General features: G+C 70.6%; 17 protein-coding genes. 9 read left to right on the top strand and 8 right to left on the bottom strand.

Annotation, left to right across the window (positions count from 1 at the left end; translation table 11 throughout):
- Positions 1 to 29 precede the first annotated feature (29 nt).
- The 5 genes from ACIBJH_RS34075 (at position 30) to ACIBJH_RS34055 (ending at position 4,033) form a co-directional block, all read left to right on the top strand.
- Positions 30 to 674, top strand: a complete 645-nt coding sequence (locus ACIBJH_RS34075) for a hypothetical protein (RefSeq protein ID WP_399120768.1) — start codon at positions 30 to 32, stop codon at positions 672 to 674.
- Positions 675 to 846: 172 nt separating this feature from the next.
- Positions 847 to 1,875, top strand: a complete 1,029-nt coding sequence (locus tag ACIBJH_RS34070; RefSeq protein ID WP_399120767.1) for a cation diffusion facilitator family transporter — start codon at positions 847 to 849, stop codon at positions 1,873 to 1,875.
- Between the two features lie 76 nt (positions 1,876 to 1,951).
- The gene (locus ACIBJH_RS34065) at positions 1,952 to 2,287 is read left to right on the top strand and encodes an ArsR/SmtB family transcription factor (RefSeq protein WP_399120766.1); all 336 of its coding nucleotides are present in this window, start codon (positions 1,952 to 1,954) and stop codon (positions 2,285 to 2,287) included.
- Positions 2,287 to 3,009, top strand: coding sequence for a cation transporter (locus ACIBJH_RS34060; protein WP_399120765.1), 723 nt, complete (start codon positions 2,287 to 2,289; stop codon positions 3,007 to 3,009). Before ACIBJH_RS34065 ends, ACIBJH_RS34060 begins: the two co-directional genes overlap by 1 nt.
- 73 nt (positions 3,010 to 3,082) lie before the next feature.
- Positions 3,083 to 4,033, top strand: a complete 951-nt coding sequence (locus ACIBJH_RS34055; RefSeq protein WP_399120764.1) for an alpha/beta hydrolase — start codon at positions 3,083 to 3,085, stop codon at positions 4,031 to 4,033.
- A gap of 22 nt (positions 4,034 to 4,055) precedes the next feature.
- Here ACIBJH_RS34055 and ACIBJH_RS34050 read toward each other — a convergent pair whose 3' ends face one another.
- Positions 4,056 to 4,817 carry a MarR family transcriptional regulator gene (locus tag ACIBJH_RS34050; RefSeq protein ID WP_399120763.1) on the bottom strand — a complete coding sequence of 254 codons (762 nt, stop codon included), beginning with the start codon at positions 4,815 to 4,817 and terminating at the stop codon, positions 4,056 to 4,058.
- Positions 4,818 to 5,062: 245 nt separating this feature from the next.
- Here ACIBJH_RS34050 and ACIBJH_RS34045 point away from each other — a divergent pair, with 245 nt between their 5' ends.
- On the top strand, positions 5,063 to 5,728 hold the full coding sequence (locus ACIBJH_RS34045; protein WP_399120762.1) for a DUF4097 family beta strand repeat-containing protein: 666 nt from the start codon (positions 5,063 to 5,065) through the stop codon (positions 5,726 to 5,728).
- A 57-nt stretch (positions 5,729 to 5,785) separates the two neighbouring features.
- Positions 5,786 to 6,619: an alpha/beta fold hydrolase gene (locus ACIBJH_RS34040; protein WP_399120761.1), complete on the top strand. Its 834-nt coding sequence runs from the start codon at positions 5,786 to 5,788 to the stop codon at positions 6,617 to 6,619.
- A 37-nt stretch (positions 6,620 to 6,656) separates the two neighbouring features.
- Here ACIBJH_RS34040 and ACIBJH_RS34035 read toward each other — a convergent pair whose 3' ends face one another.
- On the bottom strand, positions 6,657 to 8,069 hold the full coding sequence (locus ACIBJH_RS34035; RefSeq protein ID WP_399120760.1) for a hypothetical protein: 1,413 nt from the start codon (positions 8,067 to 8,069) through the stop codon (positions 6,657 to 6,659).
- A 351-nt stretch (positions 8,070 to 8,420) separates the two neighbouring features.
- On the opposite strand from ACIBJH_RS34035, the gene ACIBJH_RS34030 reads away from it, so the two are divergent.
- Positions 8,421 to 9,041, top strand: a complete 621-nt coding sequence (locus tag ACIBJH_RS34030) for an FHA domain-containing protein (RefSeq protein WP_399120759.1) — start codon at positions 8,421 to 8,423, stop codon at positions 9,039 to 9,041.
- An 8-nt stretch (positions 9,042 to 9,049) separates the two neighbouring features.
- Here the strand turns inward: ACIBJH_RS34030 and ACIBJH_RS34025 are convergent, their stop codons facing one another.
- Both ACIBJH_RS34025 and ACIBJH_RS34020 read right to left on the bottom strand, forming a co-directional pair.
- Positions 9,050 to 11,002 carry a potassium transporter Kup gene (locus tag ACIBJH_RS34025; protein WP_399120758.1) on the bottom strand — a complete coding sequence of 651 codons (1,953 nt, stop codon included), beginning with the start codon at positions 11,000 to 11,002 and terminating at the stop codon, positions 9,050 to 9,052.
- Positions 11,003 to 11,080: 78 nt separating this feature from the next.
- Positions 11,081 to 11,509 (bottom strand): hypothetical protein, encoded by a 429-nt coding sequence (locus ACIBJH_RS34020; RefSeq protein ID WP_399120757.1) that lies wholly within the window; start codon positions 11,507 to 11,509, stop codon positions 11,081 to 11,083.
- A gap of 9 nt (positions 11,510 to 11,518) precedes the next feature.
- Between ACIBJH_RS34020 and ACIBJH_RS34015 the strand changes: the two genes are divergently transcribed.
- Positions 11,519 to 11,830, top strand: coding sequence for a hypothetical protein (locus ACIBJH_RS34015; RefSeq protein WP_399120756.1), 312 nt, complete (start codon positions 11,519 to 11,521; stop codon positions 11,828 to 11,830).
- On the opposite strand, the gene ACIBJH_RS34010 is transcribed toward ACIBJH_RS34015, so the two are convergent.
- The 4 genes from ACIBJH_RS34010 to ACIBJH_RS33995 all read right to left on the bottom strand — a co-directional run bounded on the left by ACIBJH_RS34010 (position 11,827) and on the right by ACIBJH_RS33995 (position 14,240).
- Positions 11,827 to 12,432: a dihydrofolate reductase family protein gene (locus ACIBJH_RS34010; RefSeq protein WP_399120755.1), complete on the bottom strand. Its 606-nt coding sequence runs from the start codon at positions 12,430 to 12,432 to the stop codon at positions 11,827 to 11,829. The genes ACIBJH_RS34015 and ACIBJH_RS34010 overlap by 4 nt on opposite strands.
- Positions 12,433 to 12,483: 51 nt before the next feature.
- Positions 12,484 to 12,870 carry a hypothetical protein gene (locus ACIBJH_RS34005; RefSeq protein ID WP_399120754.1) on the bottom strand — a complete coding sequence of 129 codons (387 nt, stop codon included), beginning with the start codon at positions 12,868 to 12,870 and terminating at the stop codon, positions 12,484 to 12,486.
- A gap of 145 nt (positions 12,871 to 13,015) precedes the next feature.
- Positions 13,016 to 13,762 carry a phosphotransferase family protein gene (locus ACIBJH_RS34000; RefSeq protein WP_399120753.1) on the bottom strand — a complete coding sequence of 249 codons (747 nt, stop codon included), beginning with the start codon at positions 13,760 to 13,762 and terminating at the stop codon, positions 13,016 to 13,018.
- A complete protein-coding gene (locus tag ACIBJH_RS33995; RefSeq protein WP_399120752.1) occupies positions 13,755 to 14,240 on the bottom strand; it encodes an acyl-CoA dehydrogenase family protein in 486 nt (161 codons plus the stop codon). Before ACIBJH_RS33995 ends, ACIBJH_RS34000 begins: the two co-directional genes overlap by 8 nt.
- Positions 14,241 to 14,255: the final 15 nt, after the last annotated feature.

Raw genomic sequence — 14,255 nt, 5'->3', positions numbered from 1 at the left:
CTCCCCCTCCCCCCGAACGGAGTTTCCCGATGGCCCCTCGTCCGTCCATCCCCACCCAGGACGCCATGACGCTCCTGGACATCCCCCGAAAGTTCGACGTCACACACTGGCCTCTGGGTGTGGAGAAGTACCTCGAACAGACCGAGAAACCTCTGCACCGCGCGATCCTCAAGAACTACCTGCGTCACCTCCTGCTGGAGGTCTCCGGCTACTGGGACCAGATCATCGTCCCCGAACTCACCATCCACGAGCCCATGTACCGGGTCGGCGACCGCGGCACCACCCTGGTCCTGAACGGCAAGGAGGAGGTGGAGAACTTCTACCGCGAGACGTACGAGTCGCGGATCAACGTCATGGGCGCCCGCACGATGAACATGTGCGTCGAGGACTTCGGCGTCACCACCGAGGCCTACTGGGCGCACGTCGTTCCCGGCACCCACCTGCACGACCACGACGTGGACGCGGACCCCGACGCCCATTACCTGATGAACTATCACATCTTCCAGATGTTCGCCTACACCGATGACGCCAAGCTCATCGGCGAGCGCATCTACGTCGATCCCGCAAGCTACACATACGAGAAGCTCGCCCCTGTCGACGTGGTCACGCCCGAGCAGGCCCGCATCGAACTCGCCCCGCTCCTCGACCGCGCCACCCTCGCAGGCTCCAGTTAGTCGTCCGTCATCAGCGCCCTCGTGCGCGGCGTACGTCGGCTGCCGCTGAGGCGGTTCCGGCATCGCCGCAGGTGACAGTGGTAACGGTGCTCATTGCAGGCTTTGGTGAAACCCTCCGGGACGCGGTTGACTTGCCCTCCGCCGACGCAAGACCGCGACCCTGGGAGCTCCCGTGTCCGACCATCACGACCACGAGCACGGCGGCCACGACCACGACGGCGGCGGTCACTCCGGCCACTCCCACGGGGTGTCCGCGGACGCCGACCGGCGCTGGCTGACGATCGCCCTGGTGCTGATCAGTGTGTTCATGCTCGCCGAGGTCGTGGTCGGGGTGGCGGCCAACTCGCTGGCGCTGATCTCGGACGCCGCGCACATGCTCACCGACGTCGCCTCCATCGTGCTGGCACTGGTCGCGATGCGACTGGCGGCCCGCCCGGCGAAGGGGCACTTCACCTACGGCCTCAAGCGCGTGGAGATCCTGTCCGCGCAGGCCAACGGCCTGACCCTGCTGCTCCTTTCGGTGTGGCTGGCCTACGAGGCGGTACGTCGCCTCGTCTCGCCGCCGGAGGTCACCGGCGGCCTGGTCCTGGTCACCGCCCTGGTCGGAGTGGCGGTCAACCTGGTGGCCACCTGGTGCATCTCCAGGGCCAACCGCACCTCGCTGAACGTCGAGGGCACCTACCAGCACATCCTCACCGACCTGTTCGGCTTCATCGCCACCGCCGTCGCCGGAGCCGTCGTCCTCACCACCGGCTTCGCCCGCGCGGACGCGATCGCCTCCCTGCTCGTCGTCGTCCTGATGCTGAAGGCCGGCTACGGGCTGGTCCGCGACTCCGGACGGATCTTCCTCGAAGCCGCGCCCGCCGGGATCGACCCCGACGCCGTCGGCGACCGCCTGGCCGCGCAGGGCACCGTGGTCGAGGTGCACGACCTGCACGTCTGGACGATCACCTCCGGCCAGAGCGCCCTCTCCGCCCACGTCCTGGTCGAGCCGGGCGGCGACTGCCACGCCGTGCGCCGCGGCCTGCAGAAGATGCTTCTGGAGGACTACCGCATCAGCCATGCCACGCTGCAGGTCGACCATCTGGGCGAGGACGCCCCGGACCTGCTGCAGATCACCAGTGCCGCAGACGACGACCGGGACGCGCACTGCGACGACGCCCACGGTCCCGTCCACCGACCCGGCCCGCACGACCACTGACCGACCGACCACTGACCGCACGACCAGTCACCAGTACAGGATTTCCTGAATTCAGGATCTCCTGTACCGTCGCCGTATGCTGAGCCTCGCCTCCGAGGTCGAGGTGCTGGCCCGTTTCGGCCGTGCCCTCGCCGACCCGATCCGCTGCCGTCTGCTGCTCGCCCTGCGCGAGGCCCCGGCCCACCCCTCCGATCTGGCGGAGGAGTTGGGCATCTCCCGGACCCGGCTCTCCAACCACCTGGCGTGTCTGCGCGACTGCGGTCTCGTCGTCGCCGTGCCGGTCGGCCGCCGTACCCGCTACGAACTCGCCGATCCCCGCCTCGGTCACGCCCTGCAGGACCTGCGCACGGCGGTGCTGGCGGTGGAGAGCGACCGCACCTGCCCGGACGCCGACACGAAGGGCTGCTGCTGATGAGCACCGGGGCACCCCTGACCCCGCCGAGCCCGTCCCCGGTCCGCCGCGAGCAACTGGCCGGCCGCATACGGCTGTTGGTGGGCGCGACCATCGCGTACAACCTCGTCGAGGCGGTCGTCGCCCTGGCCGCCGGGACCGCCGCGTCGTCCAGCGCGCTCATCGGCTTCGGACTCGACTCCGTGGTGGAGGTGTCCTCGGCGGCGGCGGTCGCCTGGCAGTTCTCCCCGGCCGACCACGCGGTGCGCGAGGCCCGGGAGGCGCGGGCGCTGCGGATCATCGCCCTCTCGTTCTTCGCCCTCGCGGTCTACGTGGCAGTGGAGTCGGTACGTGCCTTCGTCGGGGCCGGCGAGGCGGACCGTTCGTTCGTCGGTATCGCCCTCGCCGCCGTTTCGCTCGCGGTGATGCCGTTCCTGTCCGCCGCCCAGCGCCGGGCCGGGCGCGAACTGGGTTCGGCGTCGGCCGTCGCCGACTCGAAGCAGACCCTGTTGTGCACCTACCTTTCGGCGGTGCTGCTGACCGGCCTGGTCGCCAACGCCGTCCTCGGCTGGTCCTGGGCCGACCCGGCAGCCGCCCTGGTGATCGCGGCCGTCGCGGTCAAGGAGGGCCGCGACGCCTGGCAGGGCAAGGGGTGCTGCGCTCCGACTTCCGCCGCAGCACTGCCCGTTGAGGCCGAGGCGGATCCGTGCGGCTGCCGGCCGGGCTGCGCGTGCTGTGCCTGACCAGGACCCGGCGGCGGACCACGGCCCGACGCGGTCGAGGGGTCGTACGGATCAAGATGGCATCCTGGCCCGCATGGCCGAACTGATCGACGCTCCGCTCGCCGATGCCGAACTGACCGCTTTCGTCAGGGCAGTTCGGCGGGATCCCGGACCTCCCGCCCGGGTCGTGGGCGCGGCGGAGTTGCGCCGCGCGCAGCGGCTCCGTGCCGAAGCCCGGCCGCCGGGGCCCGAGATCGCCCACGTCGAGGATCTGACGGTCGGCTCGGCCGGCGTGGGGGCCCGCCTCTACCGGCCCTCGGCGACGGGTGGGCCGCTTGTGGTGTTCCTGCATGGCGGGATGTGGACGATCGGCGATCTGGAGTCGCACGACCGGGCGTGCCGGCGACTGGCGCTCGGTGCCGGGACGGCCGTGCTGAGCGTCGACTTCCGGCGGGCTCCGGAGCACCCGTGGCCGGCAGCTGTCGACGACTGCGTGCACGCCATCCGGTGGGCGGCGGCGGGTGGAGTTCCCGGGGGCGCGGGCCCGGTCGTCGTCATGGGTGACAGTTCCGGCGGCAATCTCGCCGCGCTCGCCTGTCTGCGCCTGCGCGACGAGGGCGGACCGCTGCCGGCCGCCCAGGTTCTGCTGTACCCCAACACCGATCTGACGCTCTCCTGTCCCAGCACCCGGTCGAAGGGCACGGGCTGGGGCCTGACGACCGACGACGTGGCGTGGGGCGCCGAGCAATGGGTCCCCGATCCGTCCCGGCGCGCCGACCCCGAGGTCAGCCCGCTGCACGCCGTCGACCTCGGCGGGCTGCCGCCCGCCCTTGTCGTCACCGCCGAGCACGATCCGCTTCGGGACGAGGGCGACGCGTACGCCGCCCGGCTGGCCGCCGCGGGCGTTCCCGTCAGACACCGGTGCGAGGCCGGGACGGTCCACGGATTCCTCACCCTCGACACCCTCTCGCCGGCCGCCGCGGCAGCGGGAGAGCGGGTTTTCGCGGACGTCACCGACCTGCTCGACGACGTCCGCTTCCGCTGACGTCTCGTCCGGCGGTGACTGCCTATCCGCGATCCGCGTCGGCTGCGGTGGGGTCACCCGTGTCGTCCCGGGTTTCGGGTTTCGTGTAAAGGACTTCGCGGACCTGCTCCGCCGCGCGGAGGATGCTCTCGCTGATGAAGTCGCTGAAGCGGGCGATGTTCTCCAGGCGGGCGGCGGCCGGGCTGTCGCGGCCGAGGACACCGACGCCCCGGCGGGCGATCGCGGCGACCTGGGCGGTGCCGCGGGCGCTGGCGATGGTCGACTGGTACCAGACGTCGTCGTCGACGTAGTAGCGCTCGCGGCGGCGGTCGTCGCGTGACCGGCTGACGAGGCCCTGCTCTTCGAGGAACGCGATCGCCTTGGAGACGGACGCCGCGCTGACCTGGAGGCGCTGGACGAGTTCGGACGCGGTGAGGCTCCCCGCGTCGGCGATGAAGAGGCAGGTCAGTACGCGAGCCGACATCTTGGGAAGGCCCTGTTGCATCAGGAGAGTGGTGAACGCCTCCTCGTACTCGCGCACGGCCTCGTCGTCGCGCCCGCGGTCCTGTACCGGCGTCCCCTGCCCCGGGTGTGGGGTGTGTTTGCGCCGGTGGGCGCGGCGTTCGGTGGCGCGGTGGGCCAGGTCGGCGCGGTAGATGGTGGGGCCGCCGTTGCGCAGCACCTCGCGCGTGACCGTCGAGGTCGGACGGTCGAGGCGGCGGGCGATCTCGGCGTAGGGGAGGCTGTCGGCCAGTCCCAGCGCGATCTGCTGACGTTCCTGCTGGGTGAGCCTGCCTCCCGGCATCGCGGTCTCCTCGGTGATCCTTCGTGACGGTCCCTGATCGCCTCACCATAGCGTTCACTTTCCATCCATTGCAATGGATGACTTGACCATCGTTGCATTATCCCCCAGTCCGTTGCAACGATATCTATCCTTTGACCTGCAGATATATAGATCGGGTGCAACAAGTGCGTTGCCTAATCAAGAAAGGCAACGTAGCGTTTCCGGTGTCAGAAACAACGAACCGACACCGACACCCGGAGTGCACGATGCAGAAGTTCGACACCACCGCCCCGATCTCCGTCGTCCTGGACATCCCCGCCGGACGCGTCCGGTTCATCGCCGCGGACCGCGCCGACACCACCGTCGAGGTCCTGCCCGCCGACCCGTCCAAGGACCGCGACACCAAGACCGCCGAGCGGACGCAGGTCGCCTACGCCGACGGCGTTCTGCGCATCACGACCCCGGCCCCCGACAACAAGCTCTTCGGCCCCTCCGGATCCCTGGAGGTCACGGTCCAGCTGCCCGCCGGCTCCCGTATCGAGGGCACGGCCGCCGGTGCCGAGCTGCGTGGCGTCGGACGTCTCGGTGACCTCGCCTTCGAGGGCGCGTACCGCCGGATCAAGATCGACGAGGCCACGGGCGTCCGCCTCACCGCGGTCGACGGCGACGTCGAGGTCGGCCGGCTGGGCGGCCCCGCCGAGATCAGCACCGCGAGGGGCGACATCCGGATCGCCGAGGCCGTGCGCGGCACGGTCGTCCTGCGCACCGAGTCCGGTGACATCTCGGTCGGCGCCGCCGCCGGTGTCTCGGCCGCCCTCGACGCCGACACCGGCTACGGCCGCGTCGGCAACTCCCTCAAGAACGACGGCACCACCGCGCTCGACATCCGCGCCACCACCTCCCGCGGCGACATCACTGCCCGCAGCCTCTGAAGCACCACGAGCCGGAAGCCGTACCAGCAGCCCTCACGCGACCAGGAGGAACAGAACATGACGAAGAACGGCACTTCCTCGACCAGCACTTCCTCGACCGGTTCGACGTGGACCGGCATGGTGCCGGTCGACGACACGGCCCTGGCCGTCACCGACACCGGTGGTGGCGGAATCCCCGTGGTCTACCTCAACGGCCAGTTCGCCACCCAGGGTTACTGGGGGCGGGTCATCGCCGAACTGGGCCCGGAGTGGCGGCACATCACCTACGACGAGCGGGCCCGCGGCAGGAAGTCGAAGCGTTCCGCGGACTACTCCTTCGAGGCAGCCGTCCGGGATGTCGACGCCGTCCTCGCGGCCCGGGGCGTGGAACGGGCGCTGGTGGTGGGCTGGTCCTACGGGGCGTTCGTCGCCGCGCACTGGGCCGCCCGCAATCCCGAACGCGCCCTGGGCGCGGTCCTGGTCGACGGCGCGCAGCCGCACGACTGGCTGGACGAGGCCATGGAGCAGCGGATCCGGAAGACCTTCCGGCGGCTGAACCTGTTCATGCCGCTGCTGCGCCCGACGGGCCTGACCCCACGCATGAACGCCGGGCAGCTGGCGGAGAGCAACATCGAGCTGGGCAGGATCGCCCGGGAGCGGGAGTTGGGCCCCGTCCTGGACAGCATCACCGTCCCGGCGCGCTATGTGGTCGCTTCGGGGACGTCCCTCGGCAGCAAGGGCGACGAGCAGGAACAGATCCGGGCCAGCCTGGACGGTGTGGTCGCCCGCAACGCCCACATCAAGATCAGCGCGAAGGTCGCCAGCAATCACGGGGCGATCCTCAAGAAGGACGCCCCGGCCGTCGCCGACGCCGTACGCGAGGTCGCCGCTCTCGACCGCGACCGGCGGTGACGAGCACGAGTCTCCGGGGCGCCCCCGCTCGCGCACCTCACCGGAACTCGGCGAAGCGTGGCCTCAGTCCGAGGACGGTGAGTGCGGCCGCGGCAAGGAGGGCGCCGAGCGCCCAGGGCAATGGCCCGGTGACGTCCGAGCGGCCGGCGTCGGCGAACGCGTCGAAGTGCCGTTCGTTGATGGCGGTCACCTTGTCCAGCGCGTCCATCCAGGCTTCGAAGTGCGCGTTCGACGTGCCCGGCTCCCAGCCCATGCAGAACTCCACGGCCTCGCGCTCCTTTCCGGCCGCCAGCAGCGCCCGGATCCGGCGGTCGTCGCGCTGGTAGACGGCGTACGTCTCGACGGTCCTCTCGGCCGCGGCCCGTTCGCCGCCGAAGGTGATGTTGTCCAGCTCGCGCCGGAACTCGCCGGTGAAGCGGAGGTCGTGGTGGTCGGTCCGGTACGCCTGCCAGGTGGCGGCGAGTCGCGCGTCGTACGTCGTGAGGGTCGCGCCCTTCAGGCCGTACAGCTCCTGGGACTTGGCGAGGAACGACCCCGCGTATTGGTCACGGCGCGGCGGGTCCAGGAGGTAGCGGCTCTCGTCGGCGTTGGCGTCGTAGGCGATCGCTCGGGCCCTGGAGAGCGCGACGACGGAGTCGAAGGCGTCGCGGCGGGCGCCGCGCAGGTTCTCCGCGGTGGCGGAGAGCAGTTGGGTGCCGAGGAGGACGGCGAGGAGCGTGCAGGCGGTGGCGGCCAACATGCCTGCGTTCAGGGTCCGTTGGAACCGGCGGGACAGGTACCACTGCAGCAGGCCGAGTACGGCGAGCAGCAGCACGCCGAGCGTGACGACGGCGAAGAGCTCGGCGGAGAGGGTGGAACTGGCCGCCCTGTACTCCGAGTTGAAGACCGAGTTGTTGGAGTTCACCAAGTCCCTTGCCTCGGGGAGGAGTTGGTGCCGCAGCAGATCCGTCGCCCGCCGGTAGTCGGCGAGCGCGGACGTCTTGCCGCCGGTGCGGTCGTCGTTCTCCAGGGAACGGCCCACGAGTTCCTGGTACTCGGCGAAGGAGTCGGTGAGGGACTCGACGGTCTTCTCGTCGGCGCGGTCGCCCTGCGCCGCCACGGCGAGGGTCCGCAGATCGTGCCCGATCCCGTCCCGGGCGTCGCCGTAGAACCCGACCGCCTTCTCGTACGGCGTCCGCAGCCGTTCCCGGCCCGCGTCGCCGTTGGCGAGGAGGAGGTTGGCGACCTGCGCGTCCATGTCGTTGAGGGCGAGTTCGAGGTCTGCGGCGCTGGTGGTGCGGGGCGCGTCGCGGCCGGTCACGGTGTTCCAGGTGCCGGACGCGGCGAGACCGGCCAGCGTGAGAAGCACGATCAGGGCGGCGGCGAGCAGGACCGTGGCCGCGCGCAGAAGGCGCAGCCGGGCGGGCACATGGGCCCAGTAGCGGCTGCGCAGAGCGGCCCGCGCGGCCACGGTCCGGTGCCGGAGGCGGTTCCCCGGGGCGCCCGGCCGAGGATCGGGAGCGCCCTCCGGTGGGACGACCGCTTTCCCCTGCGGGGGCGCGGCAACCTCGGGCCGAGGTCTCCGCGTTGTTCCGGCCGTGATGGTCACGGTCCCTCCCCTGCCACGCCACGGACGGTCGTCCGTCCCTCGTGTCGATCAGTCTGGGTCCGGAAGCGGCCTGGAATGACGCGCGTTGACACCCTCCTGACGCGTTCTCAGGTGTGCTTGACGGGACCTTGACGGCATCGCCTCCCGGGCCGCTGACCGGTCTCGTCGGTCTGCACCGGCTCCGATCAGCGGGGCGAAGAGACAATGAACGGCATGTCGAACTGCCCGAATGGTCACCGTTCCGAGACCGACGACTGGTGCGAGGTGTGCGGCCACCGCATGTCCGTCGCGCCCACGCCGCTCGCGGCGCCCGCGCCGTCCGCCGCCGAACTCTGTCCCGACTGCGGGTCGCCCCGCGCGGACCTCGCCCGGTTCTGCGAGGGCTGCCGCTACGACTTCGTCACCCGGACCGGCCGCGGCGCGACCGAGGCGACCTGGACCGCGATCGTCCGTGTCGACCACGACTACTTCGCCAGGGTGATGGCCCGCAGCGAGCCCGAGGACCAGGGACTGTACGTCCCCACCCACTCCCCCGACCTCCACGTCCCGCTCACCCGCGGCGTGATCACGATCGGCCGTCGCCACCGGTCCACGGGCGAGATCCCTTCGATCGACCTGGAGAGCGGCCCCGGGGACCCGGGCGTCTCCCACGAACACGCGCTCCTCGTCCGGCAACCGGACTTCACCTGGTCCCTCGTCGACAAGGGCTCCACCAACGGCACCACGGTGAACGACGCCGACGACTCCGTCCCGCCCTATGTGCCGGTGCCGTTGAAGGACGGTGACCGCGTCCACGTCGGACTCTGGACGACGATCACCGTCCACCGGGACTGACCCCGCCGCTACACCTCGATGTGCCAGCCCATGATGACCGTGCGGTCGCGGGGCAGTCCGAAGTGCTCGGCGGCGTCGGCCGTGATGTGGGAGGTGGCGATGAACAGCCGTTTGCGCCAGGGCGCCATCGTCGGTGCCGGACCGCGCCGGAGCTCGATCGTCGAGAGGAAGTACGACGCGTCGTCGAGCAGCAACGGCCCTTCCGTGTCGGCCGGTTCGAGGAGCGTCAGCGTGCCGGGCACGTCCGGTGTCTCCATGTAGCCGAACCGGGCGGTGACGTGGACGATGCCGTCGTCGGCGTAGCCGAGGCCGTCGACGACGATCCGCCGGTCGAGCGGGACGCGGGGTACGGGTTCGGTCTCGATGGAGAGGATCACGACCTGTTCGTGCCGCACATGGTTGCGTTCCACGTTGGCCCGCATGGCGAGCGGTGCCGTCCGCTTGCCCCGGTTGAGGAACACCGCCGTGCCGGGGACCTGGAGCACCGGCCGTTCCCCGTTGCGGAGTTGGTCGACGAACTCGTGCAGGGACCCTTCGTGGTCCGCTCGTTCGGCGGTGACGAGTTGACGGCCGCGCTGCCAGGTCGTCATGACGGTGAACGCGGTGAGGCCGATCAGCAGCGGCAGCCACGCGCCGTGGACGAGCTTGGTCAGGTTGGCGGCCACGAACAGCAGGTCGACGGAGAGCAGCAGGGTCGCGCCGGTGACGATGAGCCAGACGGGAGTGCCCCATTTCGCGCGGGCGACGTAGAAGAACAGCAGGGTGGTGATGGTGATGGTGCCGGTGACCGCCATGCCGAAGGCGAAGGCCAGCGCCGTGGAGCTGCGGAAGGCGAAGACCAGGGTGAGGACGGAGACCATCAGCAGCCAGTTGATCCAGGGGACGTAGATCTGGCCGATGGTGGACTCGGAGGTGTGCGCGATCCGCAGCCTCGGCAGATAGCCGAGCTGGGCCGCCTGGGAGACGACCGAGTAGGCGCCGGTGATCACGGCCTGGGAGGCGATGACCGTGGCCGCCGTGGCGAGCAGGACCATCGGCCACCGTCCCCAGTGGGGCACGAGGAGGAAGAACGGGCTGCTGATGTTGTCCGGGTCGTCGAGGATCAGCGCGCCCTGGCCGAAGTAGCTCAGGATGCAGGCGGGGAAGACCAGGAACAGCCAGGCACGGGTGATGGCCCGGCGGCCGAAGTGCCCCATGTCCGCGTAGAGGGCCTCCGCGCCGGTGACCGCGAGCACGACCGCGGCGAGCGCGAAGAAGGCGGTGCCGAAGTGACCGAACAGGAAGCCCAGCGCGTAACTCGGCCACAGCGCGCGGAGGATGGCCGGATGATCGACGATGCCGACGACACCGCACGCGCCGATGGCCGTGAACCAGAGGATCATGATCGGCCCGAACACCCGGCCCACCGCGGCGGTTCCGCGCCGCTGCACCAGGAACAGCACCACGATGATCACCGCGGTGATCGGCACGACCGCGTCGTCCAGCGACGGTTCGACGACCTTGAGCCCCTCGACCGCCGACAGCACCGAGATCGCCGGCGTGATCATGCTGTCGCCGAAGAAGAGCGAGGCGCCGAAGATGCCAAGTCCGGTCAGGACGAGGGCGGTTCGTCCGCCCCGTTGTGAACTCCACCGTCGCAGCAGGGTGATCAGCGCCATGATGCCGCCCTCGCCCTCGTTGTCGGCGCGCATCGCCAGCAGCACATAGGTGACCGTGACGATGACGACCACCGACCAGAACACCAGCGACACCACCCCGTACACGTTCTGGGTGCTGACCGGAACCGGATGCGGGTCGCTCGGGCTGAACACGGTCTGGAGGGTGTAGATCGGGCTGGTCCCGATGTCACCGAAGACGACGCCGAGAGCGCCGATCACCACCGCGAGCCGTACCGCGTCCCGAGCGCTCCCGTGCTGAGTCCCCGACGGGTCCGCCTCGGCCCCCTGCCGGCCATCGGCCATGGTGATCCTCCTCCTCGCGGACCGCGGTGCGGCCGGGCCCGGTGCGTCGGAGCGGACACTACCGATGCCCCGGCGCGATCACCCGCAGGTGTGGCCCGCTCCACCTCGCATCGTGTCGGCGTACGAGGCCGCGTCGACGGGTCGGGCGTCCGGTGACGGCGCGAGGTCGCCGGCGGAGAGCAGTGCGCGGCCGGAGACGACGTAGTCCGCGCCCGCTCGGAGGCATGCCGCGAGGTTGCCGGCGTCGACACCTCCGTCGACGCCGGCCGGGAGTACGGGGCGGGTCTGCTCGGCCTTGGCCGTCAGGGTCAGGTCGGCGGTGCCGGTGCTGCCGGGTTCGATCAGCATGACCAGGAGTCCGTCGAGCAGCTCGAAGTACGGCCGGACGGCGGCCAGTTCCGTCGCCGGCGCGACCGCGAGCCAGGCGGCGGCGCCCGAGGCACGGATCCGTTCGGCGGTGTCGGCCACGGCCGCGGGGTCGGGACAGGACTCGAACGGGAAGGTCACGCGGTCGACTTGCCAGGCGCTGATCTCGTCGATCAGGCCTCCATCACCAAGGCCGCGGTGGCGATCGGCAGTTGGGACCCGGAGGGCTCGCATTTCCACGCGGCACCGACGCCCGCGATGCCGGCCTCGCTGCGGCACGAGGACATCGCGGCGGAGGTCTGCTCGATGCCGCTCTCCGAGGACGGCACCCCGCTGGGCGGGGACCTCAGCGGACCGACGGTCAGCATGGGCGCCGATCGGCTACGACAGACGAGAGCGCGGCACGACTCCTCATCGATTCGCAGACGTAAATCACCTGGCCCGCGCCGCGCTCCGTCCTAGTAGCTGTCGTAACTGGGCCTGCCGTTCGTCCGGTAGACACCGACGACGGTCCCGCTCTTCGTCGTGGAGACGCTGACCGGCTCCAGCGCGGTGGGGATCGTTCCGTCGGCGAACAGTCGCTTGCCGGTGCCGATGATCACCGGGTGGATGGTCAGCCGGTACTCGTCGACGAGGCCGTGCCGCATGAGGGTCTGGGCGAGGTCGCCGCTGCCGACGACATTGATGGAGCCGCCGTCGGACGCCTTCAACTCGCGTACGGCATCGACGATGTCGCCCTCCAGCAGCGTGGAGTTCTGCCACTCGACGGACGTCAGGGTCCGGGACGCCACGTACTTGTGCATGCTGTTCATCCGGTCGGTGAACGGGTTGGCCGGATCGGCGGTCGGCCAGTACGACGCGAAGATGTCGTACGTCTTGCGGCCCAGCAGCATCGCGTCGGAGTGCTCGTACCAGCCGCCGACGGCCGCGCCGACCTCGTCGTCGGACACCGGTTTCTGCCAGCCGCCGTGCTCGAAGCCGCTCTCGGCGTCCTCGGCCCGGCCGCCCGGCGCCTGCATGACGCCGTCCAGCGTCAGGAACGTGCAAACGATGATCTCGCGCATGGTGCGCTCCCTTCGTCTCGTCGACGGGTAGACCGCGCAACCGCCTAAGACTCATCGGTGCACGACCGACGACAAGGCCGCCGAGAGGACCTGGGTCCCGCTGCCGCCCGAGGCGCCGACGGGAAAGAGCCGCTGGACTGCCGTGACGACGGCTGCGCGCCGGGCGGCCGGGGAAGGGTCACGGGCCTGGTCGGCGGCGGCGTCCACGAGGTCGAGCCGGCCGGACCAGGCCATGGCGATCTGGTTGACGAAGACGAGGATGTCGACGGGGTCCCAGGCCGGATCGAGGTGTCCGGCGTCCTGGGCGTGCGGAGCTGCTCGACCTTGTGGCGGGTGGCGTCCCTCCGACATGCGCGACTCGGACCCGCGCTGGGCCTCGGGCAACTTCGAGAAGAACACCGAGGCCGTCGACCGCCGCTCCGACCTGGCCGTACTCAAGGGCATCACCGTCTCCCGACCGGCCCTGGCCCGGCTGCTCACCCGCGGCGAGAACATCGTGCACCTCCCCGGCACACGCGGCCCGAAGCGCATCGAGGAGAACGTCGCTCCCGCCCGGGCCCTTGTCGGGAGGGCCGGCGCGAACTCACATCCGGGATCTCAGTACGTCGACCTCGCAGCCCGGCTCGAACGGGTCGAAGCCGTGTTCGGTCAGCCAGCGGACCACCAGCAGGCTGCGCACCGACCACCACGCGCGGATCACGTCGAGGTCGACGTCGGTGCCGTAGCCGGCGAGGAGGTCGGCGAGGTGCTCCTCGTGTCCGAGCGTGAACGTTGCGAGGTCGTACAGGGGATCGCCCCGGCCCGCCTCGGACCAGTCGATGATGCCGGTGACCTCGTCGCCGTCGAGGAAGACGTGCGCGATCTGCAGGTCGCCGTGGGTGAACGCCGGGGTCCACGGCCGGAGCGCGGCCTCGGCGACCTCGCGGTTGCGGGTGACCAGGTCGGCGGGCAGGACGCCGTTCGTCACGAGGGACTCGCACTCGGTGTCGAGTTCCGCCGTCAGCGCGTCGACGCTCCGGCCGGCCCCGCCGGGTCGGGGCGGCAGGGGCGCTTCGTGCAGTTTCCGGATGGCGGCGCCCGCCGCGGCCCACGCCGTCGGCGACCCGGTCACCGGTCCGCCCAGGCGCCCGAGCGTCGCCCCCGGGAGTGCGGCGAGCGCGAGCACATGCGGTTCGTGCCACAGGACCCGCGGGGTCGGGACCGGCACGAGGGACAGCGCCTCGACCTCGTTGTCGATGCGCGACTGATCGGCGTCCACCTTCAGGAACATGTCACCGACGCGCAGGGTGGTGCGCTCGGAGTGGGCGACGACGACTTCGACCTCATCCATGGGCGCCCAGTATCCCGGGGACGATCGCCGACGTCGCCGGGGTTTTCGCGAGGGCGCACGCGAAGGCTCTGTGGCCGGTCACCTGCCGTCCGACGACGAGGGTCTGGATCTCGGCCGTGCCCTCGTAGGTGACCAGCGCTTCCACGTCGCACAGATGGCGGATGACATGGAAGTCCAGGGTGATGCCGTTGCCGCCGAGGACGTCGCGGGCGAGCCGGCGGACATGGCGTGCCTTGACGCTGCAGAAGTACTTGGCCGACGCGGCCATCGTCTCCGTCATGGTCCCTTCGTCGATGAGGCGGCCGAGGCGTATGCAGTACAGCTGCATCGCGCTGACCTCGCCCGGCCTCTCGACGAGCTTGGCCTGGACGAGCTGGGTCCTGGCGATCGGCCTGCCGAACTGGGTGCGGCGCCCCGCGTAGGTGAGGGCGATCTCGCAGGCGGCGACGGCGTGTCCGGTCGAGGCCCGGACGACCATGTTCCGCGTCCCCAC

It is taken from the genome of Streptomyces sp. NPDC050548, assembly GCF_044457385.1.
Classification (GTDB): domain Bacteria; phylum Actinomycetota; class Actinomycetes; order Streptomycetales; family Streptomycetaceae; genus Streptomyces.
Note: the sequence above shows the minus strand (reverse complement) of the source record. Positions and strands in the feature narration are given on the sequence as shown.

Coding starts and splice junctions, on each gene's coding strand:
- ACIBJH_RS34075 (WP_399120768.1), top strand. CDS start 30: ATGGCCCCTCGTCCGTCCATCCCCACCCAGGACGCCATGACGCTCCTG.
- ACIBJH_RS34025 (WP_399120758.1), bottom strand. CDS start 11,002: ATGGCCGATGGCCGGCAGGGGGCCGAGGCGGACCCGTCGGGGACTCAG.
- ACIBJH_RS34030 (WP_399120759.1), top strand. CDS start 8,421: ATGTCGAACTGCCCGAATGGTCACCGTTCCGAGACCGACGACTGGTGC.
- ACIBJH_RS33995 (WP_399120752.1), bottom strand. CDS start 14,240: ATGGTCGTCCGGGCCTCGACCGGACACGCCGTCGCCGCCTGCGAGATC.
- ACIBJH_RS34060 (WP_399120765.1), top strand. CDS start 2,287: ATGAGCACCGGGGCACCCCTGACCCCGCCGAGCCCGTCCCCGGTCCGC.
- ACIBJH_RS34055 (WP_399120764.1), top strand. CDS start 3,083: ATGGCCGAACTGATCGACGCTCCGCTCGCCGATGCCGAACTGACCGCT.
- ACIBJH_RS34000 (WP_399120753.1), bottom strand. CDS start 13,762: ATGGATGAGGTCGAAGTCGTCGTCGCCCACTCCGAGCGCACCACCCTG.
- ACIBJH_RS34010 (WP_399120755.1), bottom strand. CDS start 12,432: ATGCGCGAGATCATCGTTTGCACGTTCCTGACGCTGGACGGCGTCATG.
- ACIBJH_RS34065 (WP_399120766.1), top strand. CDS start 1,952: ATGCTGAGCCTCGCCTCCGAGGTCGAGGTGCTGGCCCGTTTCGGCCGT.
- ACIBJH_RS34040 (WP_399120761.1), top strand. CDS start 5,786: ATGACGAAGAACGGCACTTCCTCGACCAGCACTTCCTCGACCGGTTCG.
- ACIBJH_RS34050 (WP_399120763.1), bottom strand. CDS start 4,817: ATGCCGGGAGGCAGGCTCACCCAGCAGGAACGTCAGCAGATCGCGCTG.
- ACIBJH_RS34045 (WP_399120762.1), top strand. CDS start 5,063: ATGCAGAAGTTCGACACCACCGCCCCGATCTCCGTCGTCCTGGACATC.